Origin of the sequence: Cellvibrio japonicus Ueda107, from assembly GCF_000019225.1 — a bacterium.
In the GTDB taxonomy this organism is placed as follows: Bacteria; Pseudomonadota; Gammaproteobacteria; order Pseudomonadales; family Cellvibrionaceae; genus Cellvibrio; species Cellvibrio japonicus.
Map to the genome: position 1 here is coordinate 1,989,027 of NC_010995.1, position 16,037 is coordinate 2,005,063.

12 protein-coding genes are annotated in these 16,037 nt (G+C 49.8%); 5 read left to right on the forward strand and 7 right to left on the reverse strand.

What is annotated here, in order from left to right; genetic code table 11:
* Nucleotides 1-36: 36 nt before the first annotated feature.
* Nucleotides 37-2,220 carry a response regulator gene (locus CJA_RS08450; protein WP_012487354.1) on the forward strand — a complete coding sequence of 728 codons (2,184 nt, stop codon included), beginning with the start codon at nt 37-39 and terminating at the stop codon, nt 2,218-2,220.
* Between the two features lie 44 nt (nt 2,221-2,264).
* Here the strand turns inward: CJA_RS08450 and xthA are convergent, their stop codons facing one another.
* The 5 genes from xthA to CJA_RS08475 form a co-directional block, all read right to left on the reverse strand.
* On the reverse strand, nt 2,265-3,074 hold the full coding sequence (gene xthA / locus CJA_RS08455) for an exodeoxyribonuclease III (protein WP_012487355.1): 810 nt from the start codon (nt 3,072-3,074) through the stop codon (nt 2,265-2,267).
* A 69-nt stretch (nt 3,075-3,143) separates the two neighbouring features.
* Nucleotides 3,144-5,294, reverse strand: coding sequence for a carboxy terminal-processing peptidase (locus CJA_RS08460; RefSeq protein WP_012487356.1), 2,151 nt, complete (start codon nt 5,292-5,294; stop codon nt 3,144-3,146).
* 247 nt (nt 5,295-5,541) lie between these two features.
* Nucleotides 5,542-6,486: a transporter substrate-binding domain-containing protein gene (locus CJA_RS08465; protein ID WP_012487357.1), complete on the reverse strand. Its 945-nt coding sequence runs from the start codon at nt 6,484-6,486 to the stop codon at nt 5,542-5,544.
* A gap of 112 nt (nt 6,487-6,598) precedes the next feature.
* Nucleotides 6,599-7,027, reverse strand: a complete 429-nt coding sequence (locus CJA_RS08470; protein ID WP_012487358.1) for a hypothetical protein — start codon at nt 7,025-7,027, stop codon at nt 6,599-6,601.
* Between the two features lie 317 nt (nt 7,028-7,344).
* Nucleotides 7,345-8,412: a 3-deoxy-7-phosphoheptulonate synthase gene (locus tag CJA_RS08475; RefSeq protein ID WP_012487361.1), complete on the reverse strand. Its 1,068-nt coding sequence runs from the start codon at nt 8,410-8,412 to the stop codon at nt 7,345-7,347.
* A 267-nt stretch (nt 8,413-8,679) separates the two neighbouring features.
* On the opposite strand from CJA_RS08475, the gene CJA_RS08480 reads away from it, so the two are divergent.
* Nucleotides 8,680-10,887 carry a patatin-like phospholipase family protein gene (locus CJA_RS08480; protein ID WP_012487362.1) on the forward strand — a complete coding sequence of 736 codons (2,208 nt, stop codon included), beginning with the start codon at nt 8,680-8,682 and terminating at the stop codon, nt 10,885-10,887.
* An 87-nt stretch (nt 10,888-10,974) separates the two neighbouring features.
* On the opposite strand, the gene CJA_RS08485 is transcribed toward CJA_RS08480, so the two are convergent.
* Complete coding sequence (locus CJA_RS08485; RefSeq protein ID WP_012487363.1) at nt 10,975-11,727, reverse strand: TIGR04219 family outer membrane beta-barrel protein; 753 nt, start codon at nt 11,725-11,727, stop codon at nt 10,975-10,977.
* 43 nt (nt 11,728-11,770) lie between these two features.
* Nucleotides 11,771-12,691 carry a LysR family transcriptional regulator gene (locus CJA_RS08490; protein WP_012487364.1) on the reverse strand — a complete coding sequence of 307 codons (921 nt, stop codon included), beginning with the start codon at nt 12,689-12,691 and terminating at the stop codon, nt 11,771-11,773.
* Between the two features lie 139 nt (nt 12,692-12,830).
* On the opposite strand from CJA_RS08490, the gene leuC reads away from it, so the two are divergent.
* From leuC to leuB, 3 genes are read left to right on the forward strand one after another with little or no spacing between them, the layout of a single operon-like run.
* Nucleotides 12,831-14,252 carry a 3-isopropylmalate dehydratase large subunit gene (leuC, locus tag CJA_RS08495; RefSeq protein WP_012487365.1) on the forward strand — a complete coding sequence of 474 codons (1,422 nt, stop codon included), beginning with the start codon at nt 12,831-12,833 and terminating at the stop codon, nt 14,250-14,252.
* Between the two features lie 12 nt (nt 14,253-14,264).
* Nucleotides 14,265-14,912, forward strand: a complete 648-nt coding sequence (gene leuD, locus CJA_RS08500) for a 3-isopropylmalate dehydratase small subunit (RefSeq protein ID WP_012487366.1) — start codon at nt 14,265-14,267, stop codon at nt 14,910-14,912.
* 23 nt (nt 14,913-14,935) lie between these two features.
* The gene (gene leuB, locus CJA_RS08505) at nt 14,936-16,012 is read left to right on the forward strand and encodes a 3-isopropylmalate dehydrogenase (protein WP_012487367.1); all 1,077 of its coding nucleotides are present in this window, start codon (nt 14,936-14,938) and stop codon (nt 16,010-16,012) included.
* Nucleotides 16,013-16,037: the final 25 nt, after the last annotated feature.

Below are 16,037 nucleotides of genomic sequence, written 5' to 3' on the forward strand. Positions count from 1 at the left end.
CATTCATGCCTGCTGCTTACAGGTAAAGGGCTGTATATGTTCCATTTTTTCGTACCCACCTCCAAAGTACAGAAAGACCGTGCCATCATGCGTGAAACGGATGCACGTGTGGCCAAATACAGCCGTCGCGGCCTGGTGCTGAATTTTATTGTCTTTGTGCTCTGCCTGGCATTTGGTAATTTCGAGCAACAGCATCACAACATCGCCATTATCCTGGTAACAGGATTACTGTTGGTCACTCTCTGGCGAAGTTACTTTTTATTTCGCTTCGATACCCTTTATGCCCGCGCTCCAGCCCGCTGGCGAAACCAGTATTTCTTTGCATCCTGCCTGGGCGCCGCCTGGTGGAGTGTTATTTTGGTGACACTGACGTGGCTGCATGGGATGCGTGGAGAAACCCTGGTCATGTGGCTCTATTCTGTCGTGTTCTATTCCAGTGTTGCTAACGTCTTTGCCCCATATCGCAATTTTCTGACTCTTTATCTGGCAATAGGACAGGTTCCCGCCGCGATTACCGCTATATTTTTGGGAGACGCTGAAGGAATCCTGTATGGCTTTATCATGCTGACCTTCTATGTCATGTTGGCGCATCAGGGTAAAGTGACTTCTATAGCATATTGGGAGCGCCTTGAAGCGAACTACGCCCTGCGTGAGCGTGCGCAGGGACTGGAGAATGAAAAACGCAGCTCCCAGGCACAACTGGAATTGAAAAATGAATTTTTGGTAAACCTGGGGCAGGAGTTCCGCTCTTCTATCAGCGATGTGATCAGTACCTTATCCCTGATCGACGAGAGCCAGCTTTCCGAGCATCACCGCGAATTATTGACCATGGCAACCAAAGCGGCAGGTCGGCAAATTGATCTGGTGAATAATGTCGTGGATTTTTCCAAAATTACAACCCACTCGCTGACGCTGGAGGATGTTGAATTCGATTTGCGTCGCGTGCTTGAGAAATTCATTCAGGATTTCTCGCTCGATGCCCATCAGCAAGGTATCGACATTTATTATCTTTTTGATCCCGCTATTCCCTTGCGCGTTAAGGGTGATGTGCTGCGCATGAATCAGATTCTCAGCACCTTGATGACCCATGCGCTGAAATCCAGCCGTATTGACCATCTGTATATCGAAGCGCGTTTTGAACAGGCAGACGATAATTTTGGCCAGCTACATGTGGTTATCAGTGATAGTGAGAAACTGGCAGAGCAAGGTTCGGAATCTCGTGAGTCATCGTATCGCGGTATCGGCTTGGCGATATGCAAGGGACTGGCTGAGTGTATGAATGGTAGTGTGTATATTCGCGAGGATAAAAGCCGGGGTAATCGTATTTTTATTCACCTTGGTTTACACGTCGTGGCTCATGAGGATCGTCGTTTTGGCTCCGAACAAAAATTCCAGGGCAAGCAATTACTGCTGGCAGATTGGCCGGAAAGTAATGTTCAGGGATTGGCAGATGAGCTGATTACCTGGGGTTTCAACACCCAAATTGGATATGGTCGAGATGAGATACTGACCAGGTTTAGGGACAGTAAGCAGCACAATAAATCGGTCGACCTGGTATTGATATATAACCGTTTGGGCAATATGAACGGTATGGTTCTTTCTGCTGAGATAGCGGCTAATCCCGAGTTTGCCGATGTAAAACAGATATTGGCTATGAGCAGTTTACAAATAGATACCCCGGAAGTAAAAAATCACTTACGCCTTTATCCTCAGGTGGCTGTTATTGAAAAACCGGTCATGCGCAAGCGCTTGTATGATGTTACTACGCAGCGTTTGCTCAATGTTGCCGTTGATTTGCGCCATGGTAATGAGCGGGAAAACCATGCGGTGACGGTGGTATACAAAATTTTGTTGGTAGAAAACCAGCGCGTCGACCAGATGGTGATTGGCGCTATGCTAAAGAAAATGGGCTGTTATGTGCAGTTGGCCCAGGATGGGCACGAAGCATTGGAAATTCTCGGCAAAGAGCGGTTTGATCTGATCCTGATGGATTATGATGCAGAGGAAAAGGATAGTTTGGTGGCCGCCCAGAAAATTCGTGAGCAAGAGCGGGAAAGCCATAGCCTGCACCATTTACCAATTGTTGCGGTTACCGCTTCTCAACTGGAAACCGATGATGCTGTTCTAGGTGCGGGATTTGATGATTATGTTGCCAAACCTATTCGCTTTGATGATCTTGAGCGGCGTTTGCAGCGATGGTTAGGCGAGAATGTTGATTAATGACACCCATACTGTCCTATAGACAGCATGGGGCTTGAGGGAATTTATTGGAAGCTTGCCCAGATAGGGCAATGATCGGAAGGTTTTTCCATCCCGCGTATATCGTAGTCAATACCGGTATCGATGCATTTATTGATTAAAGGATTGGTTGCCAGGATTAAGTCAATACGCAGGCCGCGTTTGGGATTATCCTCAAAGCCTCCACTGCGGTAATCAAACCAGCTGAATTTTTCATTACTATCCGGGTTTAACTCCCGGTAAGTGTCTTGTAATCCCCAGGCCAGTAATTTATCCAGCCATTCCCTCTCTTCGGGTAAAAAGCTGCATTTACCCGTGCGCAACCAGCGTTTGCGATTTTCCTCACCAATACCTATATCAATATCCTGATGTGAAATGTTCATATCCCCCATCACAATTAACTGTTGTTGTGGTTGATATTCCTCTGTCAAATATTGCAGCAGGTCAGCGTAAAATTTAGCTTTGCCGGGAAATTTTATCGGGTGATCACGACTTTCTCCTTGAGGGAAGTAGCCGTTTAACAGGGTTACCTCGCCTATTGGCGTATCAAATACCCCGCCAATAAAACGGCGTTGGGCATCATCGCTGTCTGTGCGGAAGCCTTTGATGACTTTTTTGAACGGATGCCTGGATAAAATGGCAACACCATAGTGGGTTTTCTGACCGAAAAACTCGATGTGGTAGCCCAGGCTTTGAATAGCCTCCAGTGGAAAGTCTGGATCATTGACTTTCGTTTCCTGCAGGCCAATAAAGTCGGGGTTATGGTTATTTACCACAGCTTCAAGCTGGTGCATGCGGGTGCGGATACTGTTGACGTTAAAGGAAATAGCTTTCATGCAGTTTGCCCGTTAACAAAAACACCCGGGCATCGCTGCTCGGGTGTTTGAGTGAGTGAAAAAGAGGGGTTAATCTTGAGCCTGTTTGGCTACTTGTTTCTCCGGAACCTTAATTTGGCCAATAAAGTCAGCTAGTACATGGCCCGCCTCTAAAAGATAGGGATCTTCAAGTGGTTTCAATTCTTTGTCCTGATCCTGGTTTTTCTTCTCATCTTCAGCTTCCTTGGCTTTTTTCAGGTCTTCGTAGGTTGCGTAAACAGCTTCTCCCTTGGCCTTGCGGCGTTCGTTTTCATTAGCAAGGGTTCGCTGCTCTATCGCTTTTTGCTCCTGCTGGCGGGTTGCCTGGCGCAGTGAAAGGGTTTTTTTGTTAGACGCCTCTTTAAAAAGCTCACTTTGTTTATTGAGATAAATGAACTCGGGGTCTTTAGCCATGCGCTCCTGGTGTTTTGTTTCTATCTTGGGAAGATAGTCGCTAATTTTGAAGTAGTTTTGGTGTGGGGCAGGGTGGATACGATCCCAGGGCAGGGCATTGTCATAACTGCTTTCACCGATTTCGGCAGGGTCGAGCAGGCTGGGTAGCTGCACATCGGGTATGACCCCTCGATGTTGGGTGCTATCGCCGGAAATACGATAAAACTTGGCTTCAGTAATTTTCAAACGGCCGTGACGCAGTTCTACCAGATTTTGTACAGAACCTTTACCAAAGGTGGGGGAGCCAATAATGATTCCGCGTCCGTAATCCTGGATGGCACCTGCAAAGATTTCAGAGGCCGATGCGCTAAGGCGGTTAACCAGTACAGCAACCGGTGCGCGGTAAACTGCAGGCTGGTATGCACGGTAGTTGCGTGAGACAGTGTCGTCACTTTGGCGAATTTGTACAACAGGACCCGGATCGACAAATAAATCCGTCAGCATTGCTGCTTCGGGAAGCGAGCCACCACCATTATCGCGCAAATCAATAATAATACCGTCAACCTTGGCTTTGTTTAATTCGTTTAACAGATTGTAAACATCGCGTGTTGTACTTTTGTAATTGGGGTCACCTTTTTGGTAAGCCTCAAAGTTCATATAAAACGTGGGTACATCAATTACCCCTAACTTATAGGTTCTACCGTTTTCGTTAACCTCAAAGATGGCTTTTTTGGCAGCCTGGTCTTCCAGTTTTACGGTTTCGCGTTTAATCGTGATCAGTTTGTTAGTGGCAGCAGTAGGATCTGCTGGAATCACCTCCAGCCTTACCAGGGTTCCCTTGGGGCCACGGATCAGTTTGACGACCTCATCAAGGCGCCAGCCAACTACATCGACCATTTCTCCATCGGCACCCTGGGCGATGGCAACAATCTTGTCATTGGGCTTTAACTGGCCCTGTTTTTGTGCGGGGCCGCCGACAATCAAGCTGCTGACTTTGGTGTAGTCATCTTCACTTTGCAGAACAGCACCAATACCCTGCAGCTCCAATGACATGCTGATGTCAAAGTTTTCTGCATTTTCGGGAGACAGGTAATTGGTATGGGGGTCGTAAAGTGTCGTGAGCGCATTCATCATCACACTAAACGCTTCTTCATTGGTTTGCTGCTTTGTCCTGCGCAATTGGTTGGCGTAGCGTTTACGCAGGGTGGTTTTGCTTTCCTCAAGCGATTTTCCCGAGAGCATGGAGTTGAGTAAACTGGATTTCAGATAAAGATGCCAGAGCGTATCGGCTTCAGCAGCGGTCTTGGGCCAGGCAGCATCTTTGCGGTCAGTTTGCAGGCTGACCTCTTCGTTAAAGTCGAATTTAACGTCCGGGTTATCGAGATCTGCAATAATTTTTTCCAGGCGAGCAATCAGGCGCTCGTTATAGCGATTGTAGATGGCAAAGCCCGCATCAAGATCGCCTTTTTTGTACAAGTCATCAAAGGCGAGGCGATATTTCTCGAATGCCTTGATGTCACTTTGCAAAAAGAAATTTTTTTGCCCATCAAGGGATTTTAAGTACTCATCAAAATAACGAGAAGACAGTGCGTCATTAAACTCTTGCTTACGGTAATGCTCTTTATCCAGGCGCTTGACGATATCAATGGCGGCTTTTTTTTGGTCAGCACTTGGTGCAAGGGGTGAGGCTTTTTCGGCAATAGTAAATGTTGAGAGTGTTATGCCCAGAACCAGAGGGGTAATCAGGGTGAAAACAAGGCGTCTGACACTAGGGGAGCTTTGTTTTACAGCGCGGTTTTGCATCAACATAAATCACAATCTCGGGGGAGTATGGCAGGCCGTCACAGGTCGGCATTACAAAGAGGAATACGCCGCTACTATAGCGGAATTATGGGGTTTAGGGCAGTTTGGATCATGGCGATACTTGGGTTTTGTGATCCATGAAGGGCTTCAGGCGACACCCTGGCGAATCCTTGCCGTTCCCCATAGAGCTGCTGGTGTTTATAGGGTTCATCCTGTTTACGCTTCTTTAACGAGGCTTTAATGGCCGGAAGGCTTACTCGTTGGCCGAAGACAGGCTTGCTGCTGATTCACCTTGCGCTTGGGAACTATGGTTTCCACCGGTGAGATCCAGCCATAACTCCTTACGGTTTAGTGGTGTTGCCTTGGGTAAGAATGGATTGTTTATACGAATCGCCCGGCGATTCTTGAGGTCAGCTTTGGCCAGCGCCTCTTTAACTTCAGGGCTATTAAAGAAGTACTGATCAAAGCGTCCATCCTTAATGGCGGATTCAAGTCCAAATTCAATATCTTTAGCCAATTGTGGGTCATGGGGTGTGACGAAGAAATAGGTAGGAAGCGGGTAAATTAATACCAGATTCTTCTCAACGGTGAGTTTGAGATTGGGAAATGCTGCCAGCTCGGTAAAAACTTCGTTGGCCCCGCGGGGAAAGGCATCGAAGCGTTCGCCATCCAGCATGTAGTAGAGGCTGGGCTTTTTGGTCGCTTTGATAACAGTCAGCCCGGCGCTTTCCAGGATTTCAGCATCCTGCCAGCTGCGCCCCTGGCCGAACTTGATACGACGCAGGTCATCCAGGGTTTGTATCTGGTCAAAACGTGCCTGGTCGCCTTCGCGTATAAAGAAGAGCCTGTGATTCATCAGGCCCCGGTAGGCATCGATGCGTACCGGAATAAACTCCCGCTCCATTTCTTCCGAGGTTCCACCCCACATGACAGATATCTGGCCCGACTTGACCGATTCCATCACCCTTGGGCGAGAGTAGACTTCATTAGTTGAGGCAAAGGTGTATTGGGTATCTGAGTAGGATAAAGCCAGACGCAACAGCCCGTTCATATAGTCGGTCTGCACATTGGACTTCATGTTGGTGGTAACTGTTTTAGTGGCTGCTTGTGTGGGGGTAGTGAGTAACGCGCCGCCTAGGGCCAATATTTGAAACAAACCGATGATATAGCTAACCGGCTTCGGGTGTTTATCTCTCATTGCGCACGCCTGCTATTGACTGATTTATCTGTTTTTAGGTCTTTTCAGCAACATTAGCACAGAAACGCTATAGGTAAAGGAGGGATATGAAGAAGATATACGCGCCGGACTTTTAATAGCTGCTACTGCAATCCCACAGCATGCGCATGAACTCCTGCTGTTCCGGTTGTATAACCGGTACTGGTGTAACTGCCTTCAGGTGTTGCCTGTTGAATGTAAGTTCATAGCGTATGAATTGCGGGTAATCAGCATCGCTGTCATCTATCTGAACCAGGGCCGCCTGTTGGAGGCGTAACTCCAGTATTTCCAGCAGTTCCTGCAGGCTTTGTAATAGGCGTTTTTCACTAAATAGTTCAGGGCATAATTGGGCGTTAATGAATACGTAATCACAGCCAAGCAATTGGCTGTGGCCGATTTGCAAGCGATTCTGGTGCAGGGCCTGAGCCAATTCAAAATGGTATAGCGTTAACGGGGAATGCACCTGTTCCGGGGCGGCAATGGCGGCTTGTGCTGGACTGCCCATTGTTTGGGAAGATGACATAGTGACTCTGCCTGTAGCGTTAATGGGGTGGCGCTTTTGACTAGGTTGCTATTGCTGTGTGCTTAGCCTGTGTTGTTCACAGCTTTGTTATTGGTGTTTGGCCATGGTGAAGCAGCACATTATTGGCACCGGGTAATATTCATCAAAATTTAACAGGCCTATGCCGAAAATACCACCAGCATTGTCGAATTATTTGACAGACATAATTAACATCATAAAAAAAGCGGCAAATGCCGCTTTTTTGTAATAAACCCTGTTTCAGGGTTGGCGCTTGCACTTCATTCATGATTCCTGTAGATGCTTGCTCGCGCTCGATTTTAGCGTTTGCTTAAAGCGTCCTTGATGGTATTGCGCATTTTGTGCAAAGCCTTCTCGGTTGTCTCCCAGTCAATACAGGCATCGGTCACAGAAACACCGTACTTCAGGTCGCACAGATTGGCAGGAATGCTTTGGCTGCCCGCACCTATATTGCTTTCTATCATCAGGCCGATGATGGATTTATTGCCTTCCAGAATCTGGTTGGCTACGTTTTCCATCACCAGGGTTTGCAACTCATGATTTTTATTGGAGTTGGCGTGGCTGCAGTCCACCATAATATTGGGGATGACTTTGGCTTTAGTCAGCTCCTGTTCGCAAATGGCTACACTGACAGAGTCATAATTTGGTTTGCCGTTGCCACCGCGCAATACGACATGGCCATAGCCATTACCACGCGTGTGGATGATGGCAACCTGGCCCTCACCATTGATTCCCAGGAAGCGATGGGGGCGAGAGACAGACTGCAGGGCATTGATAGCGACGGTCAGGCTACCATCGGTACCGTTCTTGAATCCTACCGCTGACGAGAGGCCGCTCGCCATCTCGCGGTGGGTTTGGGATTCAGTGGTGCGTGCGCCAATCGCGGACCAACTGATCAAATCATGCAGGTACTGCGGTGATATGGGGTCCAGTGCCTCTGTTGCAGCCGGCAGGCCTATTTCGGCAATATCCAGTAACAGCTGGCGACCTATGTGCAAGCCTTCTTCAATTTTGAAGGAGTCATCCAGGTAGGGATCATTGATCAATCCCTTCCAGCCAACAGTAGTACGAGGTTTTTCAAAGTAGACGCGCATGACCACATAGATGGTGTCACTGACTTCATCGGCCAATTTTTTCAGGCGCTGGGCATAATCCTTGGCCGCAGCAACATCGTGGATGGAGCAGGGACCTATGACCACAAAGATGCGATGATCCTTGCGATCCAAAATATTGCGTATGGTTTCGCGACCGCGGGTAACAATATCGCGGGCTTTATCGGTCAGGGGGATCTTGGCTTTGAGGGTTCCTGGAGAAATCAGCAATTCCTGGGATACCACATTAAGGTCGTCTACTTGTTTATTGGTCATGATGCTATTCCATAAAAAGGCCTAAACGAGGTGCATTGTACTTGAAAAAGTTTATTTTGTGGGATGTTTTACTTAATAAGTCCCATAAATTAAGGCAATGTTACTGCTTTTGATCGCGGAGAGGTTTGCTTGTCCTCTTTCAAGGGGGCAATTGGGGACGTAAAGGTGGAAATATTGGCATTTTGGTTTTTTGGTAGGATAAATGTTTTATAGGGCTGGGCCTGTTTAGGTCAGAAAAACGAAAATCGTTAAAGAAGGATGTAGAGCTTGTTTTCACTTGTACGTGTTGTATTGCCCTTGATGGGCGGATTAGGTATTGCCTTGTGCACATTGCCTGCTATGGCAGAACAAGCCTCAGGAGCTTCTGGCAAAAGGCCGGTGACGGCATTGGTACTTGGCGGCGGTGGTGCCCGTGGTGCGGCGCATATTGGCGTACTCCAGGTGCTGGAGCAGGAGCGGATTCCAGTGGATTGTGTTGTCGGTACCAGCATGGGCGCGCTGGTTGCTGGTGCCTATGCTGCCGGCCTGGCTCCCTCGGAAATGCTGGACAAGCTGGCAGAAGCCGATTGGACTGATATGTTTCTGGATACGGCCGATTATTCCCAGCTTAGCTATCGCAAAAAGCGAGTGAACAAAGGACTGCTATTAGGAACAGAAATGGGTATCACCAAGCGCGGGGTGCAAATAATGCCCGGGGTGATCGCGGGGGAGAAGATCAAGCTGTTCTTTAACTTTTTGGTCAGCGATGAGCAGGGACAGCACCAGATCGAGAACCTGTCCCTGCCATTAGCCATAGTGGCTACTGATATAGGAACAGGGGAGCGGGTAGTTATCCGTAAAGGCAGCCTTACCCATGCCATGCGTGCCAGTATGTCGGTACCGGGGCTGATGGCACCGGTTGAATATGAGGGGGGGCAATTGGTGGATGGAGGGCTTGTCGACAACCTGCCGATTGGTATTGGTCGAGGCTTGTGCAATGCCGATCGGGTGATCGCGATTAACGTAGGGTCGCCGCTGCGGCCCGCTGATGAGGTTGGCTCTCTATTGAGTGTCACCGGCCAGATGATCGGGATACTCACCAAGCAGAATGTCGAGCGCTCCCTTGCCACCCTGACGGGAAATGACATTTACATGGCTCCCGAGCTGGGCAATATCAAATCTACAGATTTCAAGCGTTATGCCGAGGCTGCAGAGGCGGGACGTCAAACCGCATTGCGTTATCTCTATGCACTGAAAGATTTATCGGTATCACCGGAGGCTTACGCGCAATGGAATGTGCAACGCCGTGTTGAGCGGGAGCCCATAGTGCGCATTGACGAGATCCATATTGCCCCGTTAAACCGGGTTAACTCCGATTTTGTCGAGCGTCTGGTACGTCAGCGTCCGGGGGAAAATGTTGACCGTCGGCGCCTGGAGCAGGATCTGATCCGTATTTATGGTGCGGGGTACTTTGACAGTGTGGACTACCGTATTTATCAGCATGATGGTGTTAATCGCCTGGATATACTAGCGCGTGAAAAAAACTGGAGTTCTGATTATGTCACTTTCGGATTTACGGTTGCCGAGGAATATCGACATGGCGCCAGTGTAAATCTGCGCGGAGCCTATCGTAATACCTGGATAAATTCCTATGGTGGTGAATTTTTTGCCGTGCTGGATGCGGGCACTGATCCCTATGTCGAGCTGGATTTTTATCAGCCATTGGATACGCGCCACAAATATTTTGTCGAGCCGCGCTATATCAGTAATCGCCAGACCTCCAACATTTTTATTGATGGTGACAAAATTGCGGAATATGAGCTGACCACTCATTCCGTAGAGCTGATGCTGGGGCGCAATGTGGGCATCTGGGGGCAGGTGCGCAGCGGGTGGCGTGAATATGATATTAAAGCCAGTGCAGATATCAGTCTGTTGAATTTGCCCGATGCCAATGAACGCTATGGTGGCTGGTTAACTGAGGTGTTATTTGATGCGCGCAATCGCCTGTATTTCCCATCGCAGGGATGGAGTGGTGACCTTGGGTATTTTGCATCGCCCCAGGCGGACTACGAAAAATTATTCACCCGACTTGATTATGCCCATCCCCTGGGAGATTTCGTATTGGGAGCCAGGGGTAGCTTTGTGACGTCAATCAATGATCCTTTGCCGGTATACGATTCTGCCCAGCTTGGGGGCTTTTTAAACCTATCAGGCTATGCAAGGAACCAGATATTGGCTGATCAAGCCCTGTATTTGCATTTGCGTGCAGAAAAAATTGTCGGGCGTATGCCCCTGGGTTTAAGCGGTGATTTGCGTATGGGGCTGGCATTGGAAGGCGCCAAGCTGGAAGATGCTTATACCTTGACGAAAGATGATGATTGGCTCAATTCCGCCGCTATCTATTGGGGTGGGGAAACACCCGTAGGTCCCGTTTATATCGGATATGGTTTTACCTTTAGCGGCGATTACAATTTCTATTTCCAGATAGGCCCTTAACCCTGCCCGGTAAGTTACAGGCTTGCCAGCTCCCATGACATGAGCTGGCAAGCCTGTTTATGCGGTTGAATCCCTGGAAATGAACAATCAGAAATGGAAAATTGCGGCGATATAGGGGCCTTTCAATTCGAGATTGGCTTCTACATCGTCCTCATAAACTTCAAGGTTGATTGCGCGATAACCTGCTTCAATACCAAAGTCCATAACAGAGTCAAAGACATAGCTGATTTTGGCGGCATAGTCTGAAACGGTCGAGTCTTTGTAGCTAATATAATTACCTTCGAATCCCGCTGAAAGGCCGGTGAAAGGCAAGTCGAATTGAAACCTGCCATAAACTAGGGGAAGTGGTAAGTCGACATCTATTTTCTGGTTGACGGTTTCTGCTTCTGCCGTCAAATGACCGGAATATTTACGCAGGGTCAGGCCGAGATCCAGATTGAACCAATTATCGAGGATTTCGTAATAGAGTGTTGCGTCGGTGTAACTTAAGTCGAAATCGCTGTGAACCCTGGAGCCGGCAGTGAATTCCGTTCCATCCAGTTCAAACGTTTGGTCGATAGTAGCGGTTTGCTGGCTGCTGATATCGTTGTATTGCAGCTTCACGTTGGGAATAAGTGGGAGCGGGTGTTCGATAGCAATGTAGTAGTAATGATTGCGCTCGTCGCTTGCTCCCAGTTCACTCATGGAAATAGCCGGGTCACCTACATTACCTTCCAGTTCCGCATTCCAGGAGCCAGCACCGGCATAAATACCAAATACTGTGTCTGCTTGCGCTGCACAGCTCAAACCCAGTGCGAGCATACTACTGGTGAGTAAACAGGGGGAAAAACGTGATTTCATGGTTGAGTCCTTCTGCGAGGTGTGTGATTTACGTGTGGCTAGTCTAGCCGTTTTTGCGGTTTGAATCTGGGGACGATGCGCCGGATTTATTACCGGTATCGCTTTGGTGTAACAAATTCAGGAATTGGTTGGCTGCATTGCTTAAGCTGCGTTGGCGATGATGGATGGCTCCCAGGGGGCGCACAATAGCTGCCTGGCTTAATGCCAGCCTGCTGAGGCTGCTATCTAGCAGCCGCTTGGGCAAAACCCCCCAACCCAGGCCAATTCCCAAGAGCATTTTAATGGCATCCAAATGGTTGGTAACCATAGCGATATTGAGTGGCAAGTGCTCCGCGTCAAACAGTGTTGTAATCAGGCGAGTGGTATACGTATTGGGGTCGGGCATGATGGCATCGTAATGGCTTAATTGCGCCAGATTGAGAGTTTGCATGTGTGCCAATGGATGTGAAGGGGCGGCAACAAACTGCAATTCATCCATCCATAGTGGGTGTGAGGCGATGCGTATATCCGGCTCCAGTGCCAGGGTAACCAGCGCCAGGTCAAAGCGGCCCTGGACAACCTCCTGGTGCGCCAGCTCTGAATCAAGAAAATGCACATCCAGTTTTACCAGTGGAAAATCCTGCGCGAATTGCTGGAGGTAAGGGGGGAGATAATGCAGGCCAATATGGTGGCTGGTGGCAATACTCAGCTTGCCGCTCACTGTTCCCTGCAGATCGGCAACTGCCTGGGCGGCAGCATCTACCTCGGCAAGAATCAATTTGGCCTTGGGTAACAGGATTTGCCCTGCCTGGGTCAAGGCAATCTGGCGCCCAATGCGATCAAACAGAGGTGCTTTTACCTGTTCTTCCAGCAAGGCAATGCGTTTGCTGATAGCTGGCTGGGTTAAATGCAGTTGGTTGGCTGCCTGGGAGAAGGAGCCGGTATTGGCGATGGCGACAAAAGCCTGTAGTTGCTGGGTATCCATGGTTGCTAGATTTAAATCATTCCTTTTGGTTATGCAATATATAAAAAAGATAAATTTGTTTTATGGTAAGTGTCGGCATACCATAGGTTCCATATTAACAAGCAATCCTACCCGTTAGCCGTAATACTGGAGATTCCCCATGGTAGCCAAAACGCTTTACGACAAGCTTTGGGATGCCCATTTGGTTCACGAAAGTGACGATGGCTCTGCGCTTATCTACATTGATCGCCATATAGTGCACGAGGTGACTTCACCCCAGGCGTTTGACGGCCTGCGCATGGCCGGGCGTAAACCCTGGCGAGTGGATTCCATCCTGGCCACGCCCGACCACAACGTACCCACCACGCAAAAAGAGCGCGCCCACGGGGTAAGCGGCATTCAAGACCCCGTGTCGTTGATTCAGGTGCAAACCCTCGATGACAACTGCGATGAGTTCGGTATTACCGAATTTAAAATCAACGACAGTCGCCAGGGCATTGTGCATGTGGTAGGTCCGGAAAGCGGCGCCTGTTTGCCCGGTATGACCATCGTGTGTGGCGATTCCCATACCGCCACCAACGGCGCCCTGGGTGCCTTGGCCCACGGTATTGGCACCAGTGAGGTAGAGCATGTGATGGCAACCCAATGCTTGGTGGCCAAAAAAATGAAAAACATGCTGATCAAGGTGGATGGCACATTGGGTTTGGGGGTAACGCCTAAAGACGTCGTGCTCGCCATTATCGCCAAAATTGGCACCGCTGGCGGCACTGGCTATGCGATGGAATTTGGCGGCCAGGTGTTTCGCGATATGAGCATGGAAGGGCGTTTGACCGTGTGCAACATGGCCATTGAGGCCGGCGCGCGCGCCGGTATGGTGGCGGTGGATCAAACCACTATCGATTATGTGAAAGGCCGGCCCTATGCACCCAGCGGTGATGTGTGGGAGCAAGCCGTGGCCAACTGGCGTGAATTGGTGAGTGACGAAGGTGCCCATTTTGATGCCGTAATAGAAATTGACGGCGCATCTATCAGGCCACAAGTGAGCTGGGGTACTTCGCCGGAAATGGTGGTGTCGGTTGAAGATAAGGTACCAGACCCTGCCAACGAGCCGGACCCGGTCAAGCGCAAAGACATGATCCGCGCCCTGGAATACATGGGGTTGCAAGCCAACCAGCCGATTACTTCTATTTATGTGGACCGCGTATTTATCGGTTCCTGTACCAATTCACGCATTGAGGATATTCGCGCGGCAGCAGAAGTAGTGAAAGGCAAGCAAAAAGCCGCCAATGTGAAAGAGGCCATTGTTGTGCCCGGTTCCGGTGTGGTGAAAGCACAGGCCGAAGCCGAAGGGCTTGACAAGATTTTTACCGCAGCGGGCATTGAATGGCGTGAGCCGGGGTGCTCCATGTGTTTGGCCATGAACGCCGACAAGCTCGGGGCAGGTGAGCACTGTGCTTCCACTTCCAACCGCAATTTCGAAGGGCGTCAGGGCTATGGCGGCCGCACACATCTGGTGAGCCCGGCCATGGCGGCAGCAGCGGCGATTGCCGGCCACTTTGTTGACGTTCGCTCATTTAATTAAGGAGTTGCCAAGATGAAAAGTTTTACTGTGTTGGATGGCTTGGCAGCGCCTATGGATCGCGCCAATGTCGATACCGATATGATTATTCCCAAACAGTTTTTGAAATCCATCAAGCGCACCGGCTTTGGCAAAAACCTGTTTGATGAGTTGCGCTACCTTGATGAAGGCAAACCCGACCAAAGCTGTGAGGGGCGCCCGTTGAATACGGAATTTCCATTGAATTTTCCGCGTTACCAGGACGCCAGTGTGTTGTTGGCGCGGGAAAACTTTGGCTGCGGTTCCAGCCGCGAGCACGCACCCTGGGCGTTGGATGATTACGGCTTTCGCAGTGTCATCGCGCCCAGCTTTGCCGATATTTTCTTTAACAACTGTTTTAAAAATGGCCTGTTGCCCATTATGTTGGACGAAAAAATCGTCGACCAGTTGTTCCGGGAAATGTATGCCAGCGAAGGTTATCGCCTGAATATAGACTTGGCGGAGCAAACGGTAACCACGCCAAGTGGCGAGAGCTTTGGCTTTGAAATCGATGCTTTCCGTAAACACTGCCTGTTAAACGGTTTGGATGATATTGGTTTAACCCTGGAAAAAGCCGATAAAATTCGCGCCTACGAAACCCGGCGCCGCGCTGAGGCGCCCTGGTTGTTTGATGTGGTGAAATAAGATTCATTCATTGGAGTTTGATTGTGGGTAAACATATTTTAATTCTGGAAGGTGATGGTATTGGCCCGGAGATCGTGCGCGAAGCGGTGCGTGTGCTGGACGTAGTCAATCGACAATTTAATCTGGGTATTACGACTGAACACGGCTTGATGGGTGGCTGCTCTATCGATGCCCACGGTGTACCGCTGACTGACGAAACCCTGGCGCGTGCACGCAAGGCCGATGCGATTCTGCTCGGCGCCGTGGGCGGTCCCAAGTGGGACAAACTCGACCGTGCCATTCGCCCGGAAAAAGGCCTGCTGAAAATTCGCTCCCAGCTTGGTCTGTACGCCAACCTGCGCCCGGCGCTGCTCTACCCGCAATTGGTGGAGGCCTCATCGCTCAAACCGGAAGTGGTATCTGGCCTGGATATCCTGATTGTGCGCGAGTTGGCGGGCGGTATTTACTTTGGCGAACCGCGCGGTATTCGCGTGTTGGAAAACGGTGAGCGCGAGGGTTATAACACCTACAAGTATTCCGAAAGCGAAATTATTCGCATTGGCCGCACCGCCTTTGAAATGGCGCGCAAGCGCAACGGCAAGGTCTGTTCGGTAGATAAAGCCAATGTGCTGGAGGCTACCATGCTCTGGCGCGAGGTGATGGATGAACTGCACAAAGACTATCCGGACGTTGAGCTGTCGCACATGTACGTGGATAACGCCGCTATGCAGCTGGTGCGCGCGCCCAAACAATTCGACGTGTTAGTGACGGGCAACATGTTTGGTGATATTTTGTCCGACGCTGCTGCCATGTTGACAGGTTCTATTGGTATGCTGCCTTCGGCCTCACTCGACAAAGATGGTCGCGGCATGTACGAACCCTGTCACGGTTCGGCCCCGGATATTGCCGGCCAGAACATTGCTAACCCCCTGGCAACCATCCTCTCGGTTTCCATGATGCTGCGCTACTCACTTAACGAGCCGGCTGTGGCAGATGCCATAGAAGCGGCAGTGGGTAAGGTTCTGGATCAAGGCTATCGCACGGCAGACATTTATACCGAAGGTAAGACCAAAGTATCTACCTCGCAAATGGGTGACGCCGTAGTGGCGGCCCTGAACTGATTTTCGCCTGGGACAAATTAAGAGA

Bases quoted from the DNA above. Each gene is read 5' to 3' on its own strand.
- CJA_RS08450 (WP_012487354.1), top strand. From the start codon at position 37: ATGTTCCATTTTTTCGTACCCACCTCCAAAGTACAGAAAGACCGTGCC.
- xthA (WP_012487355.1), bottom strand. From the start codon at position 3,074: ATGAAAGCTATTTCCTTTAACGTCAACAGTATCCGCACCCGCATGCAC.
- CJA_RS08460 (WP_012487356.1), bottom strand. From the start codon at position 5,294: ATGTTGATGCAAAACCGCGCTGTAAAACAAAGCTCCCCTAGTGTCAGA.
- CJA_RS08465 (WP_012487357.1), bottom strand. From the start codon at position 6,486: ATGAGAGATAAACACCCGAAGCCGGTTAGCTATATCATCGGTTTGTTT.
- CJA_RS08470 (WP_012487358.1), bottom strand. From the start codon at position 7,027: ATGTCATCTTCCCAAACAATGGGCAGTCCAGCACAAGCCGCCATTGCC.
- CJA_RS08475 (WP_012487361.1), bottom strand. From the start codon at position 8,412: ATGACCAATAAACAAGTAGACGACCTTAATGTGGTATCCCAGGAATTG.
- CJA_RS08485 (WP_012487363.1), bottom strand. From the start codon at position 11,727: ATGAAATCACGTTTTTCCCCCTGTTTACTCACCAGTAGTATGCTCGCA.
- CJA_RS08490 (WP_012487364.1), bottom strand. From the start codon at position 12,691: ATGGATACCCAGCAACTACAGGCTTTTGTCGCCATCGCCAATACCGGC.
- leuC (WP_012487365.1), top strand. From the start codon at position 12,831: ATGGTAGCCAAAACGCTTTACGACAAGCTTTGGGATGCCCATTTGGTT.
- leuD (WP_012487366.1), top strand. From the start codon at position 14,265: ATGAAAAGTTTTACTGTGTTGGATGGCTTGGCAGCGCCTATGGATCGC.